This is a genomic window from uncultured Parvibaculum sp. (assembly GCF_963975745.1).
Lineage (GTDB): Bacteria > Pseudomonadota > Alphaproteobacteria > Parvibaculales > Parvibaculaceae > Parvibaculum.
On the sequence record NZ_CAXBIB010000037.1, the window covers coordinates 1 to 2151 of the forward strand.

General features: G+C 63.9%; 2 protein-coding genes. Both read right to left on the minus strand.

Annotated features, from left to right (window positions below):
* Nucleotides 1–147: 147 nt before the first annotated feature.
* The gene (locus AAC071_RS16610; protein ID WP_339834795.1) at nucleotides 148–1407 is read right to left on the minus strand and encodes a CoA transferase; all 1260 of its coding nucleotides are present in this window, start codon (nucleotides 1405–1407) and stop codon (nucleotides 148–150) included.
* A 10-nt stretch (nucleotides 1408–1417) separates the two neighbouring features.
* Complete coding sequence (locus AAC071_RS16615) at nucleotides 1418–1882, minus strand: GNAT family N-acetyltransferase (protein ID WP_339834797.1); 465 nt, start codon at nucleotides 1880–1882, stop codon at nucleotides 1418–1420.
* Nucleotides 1883–2151 lie beyond the last annotated feature (269 nt).

The following is a 2151-nucleotide window of genomic DNA, read 5'->3' on the forward strand; positions in this document are numbered from 1 at the left end:
CGTTCCAGACATGACCCAACAACACAGTTGCCGGGCACAAGGCCCGGGATGACACCGAGTTTTTGGTAACCGAAGAGACTCAAATCACTACATGCAATTGCCCCGCTCCCCAGGAGCGGGTGGGAAGAAAGGGCAACGCAAACACCCTCACCCCTTCGCCGCATCTCCCGCCAGCGCCAAAATCTCCGCCTCGCTCATCCCCGCCTCGCGCAGGACTTCCGCCGTCTGTTCGCCGAGGCGCGGCGGGTGGCGGCGGATGCTGGAGGGCGAGGCCATGAAGCGCACCGGCGGCTTCAGCGCGAAATAGGGCCCGGCATGCGGGTGGTCGAAGCGCATGAAGAAATCGACGGCCTTGAGATGCGGATCGTCCTGCAGGTCGTCCAGACGGTTCATCTTGACGGCGGGGATCGACAGCGGCTTCAAGAGCGCCAGCCATTCCTCCGTCGTCTTGGTTTCCGTCGTCTCCTCGATCATCGCATAGAGTTCGCGGATATGGATCGTGCGCGCCTTGTAGTTGTTGAAGCGCGGATCGTTGATGTAGTCGTCGAGGCGGCCGGCCAGTTCGAAGAACTGTTCCCATTGCTTGTCGGAATAGGGCAGCAACCCGATATGGCCGTCCTTGGTGCGATAGGGGCGGCGGTCGGGATTGGTGATGCGGCCATAGGTCCATTGCCCGGTCGGCGGGTCGTAGACATGGTCGTAGAAATGTTCGGCCAGCACGAAGGAGGTGACCGCTTCGAGCATCGGCACTTCGACGAACTGCCCCTCGCCGGTCCGCTCCTTGTGGAACAACGCCGCCGTCACCGCCTGCACCATGAACAATCCCGACACCTTGTCGGCCATGATGGTCGGGATGTAACGCGGCTTCGGGTCGCCATCCATGCGGCCCAGCAGGTCGGCGGCGCCCGATCCCGCCTGGATCAGATCGTCATAGGCGGGCAGTCCCGCGTAAGGCCCGTCCGAGCCATAGCCCGCGGCATGGACGAAAATGATGTCGGGCTTCACCGCCTTCACGTCTTCATAGGCGAGGCCGAGCTTCTTCATTGCCGCATAGCGGATGTTCGAGGTCAGCACATCGGCGGTTGCGACGATCTTCAGCAGCGCCTCGCGGCCTTCCGCCGTGCCGAGGTCGAGCAGCACCGAGCGCTTGTTGCGGTTGATGGTCAGGAAGATCGGCCCCAGATCGGGCGCCGCGCCTTCCGGCAGATGGCCCGGCCAGCGCATGATGTCGCCGCCCGCGCCGCCGCCGCCGGTCGGCGAGGGCGCTTCGACCTTGATCACGTCGGCGCCCATGTCGCCCAGGATCTGCGTCGCATAGGCGCCGAAGACGACCGCCGTCAGATCGACAATGCGCACGCCTTTCAGCGGGCCCCTGTTCTCGGTCTCGAGTTCCTTGTTCTGGCTCACTTGTTCTGGCTCACTTCGCATCCCCGGATTTCCCGTTCCACGCATAGAGAATGTCGGGAAGGTTTTCTTCGTTGCCGGCGCCGTTGGTGCGGCGCGTCTCGCTCAGCCCGTGCCGCTCATAGAAGCGGCGGGCGCCGAGATTGGCCTGAAACGTCCACAGCGAAAAGCCCCCCGGCAGCTCGGCCTTGGCCTTTTCGAGCAGAGCCGTGCCTGCCCCTGCGTTATGCCAGGACGGATCGACATAGAGATGATGGAGCCAAGCCTGAGGCGGGGCGGGTTCGAGTGCTGCAAAACCGAGCAGCGCGCCGCCCTGCGTCGCCAGCCAGACCTCGCTGCGCTTCACCACGCGGCGAATGAAAAGCCGCGTATCGGCATCGCTGTGCAGCTTCGGCAGATAATCCATCCCCGCCCGCGCCGCGATGAACACGCGCGCCACCTCCGGCCAGTCGTCCTCGGTCGCGCGGCGGATCTGCATGGGGGCAATCTACAGCGTCGTTGGGAGGGAAGCGATTCCCCCCAACATGTCATTGCCGGACCGGCGCGGAGCGCCGTGATCCGGCAATCCAGAAGGCGCGCATCGCGCGCCGTCAATCTTCGTGAAGACTCCTTGAGCGGTATGCTCGGAATCGGCGAAGAGTTTTTGTGAAGAGAGACGCCGCCTTCGGCGGCTTCTGGATTGCCGGGTCGAGCCCACTGCTGTCCGGCTAAGGAATGGGTGGACGGGTTGCATGGCTTGGATTCAAC

Excerpts from the sequence above, each read along its gene's own strand:
- AAC071_RS16615 (WP_339834797.1), bottom strand. The coding sequence starts at position 1,882 with ATGCAGATCCGCCGCGCGACCGAGGACGACTGGCCGGAGGTGGCGCGC.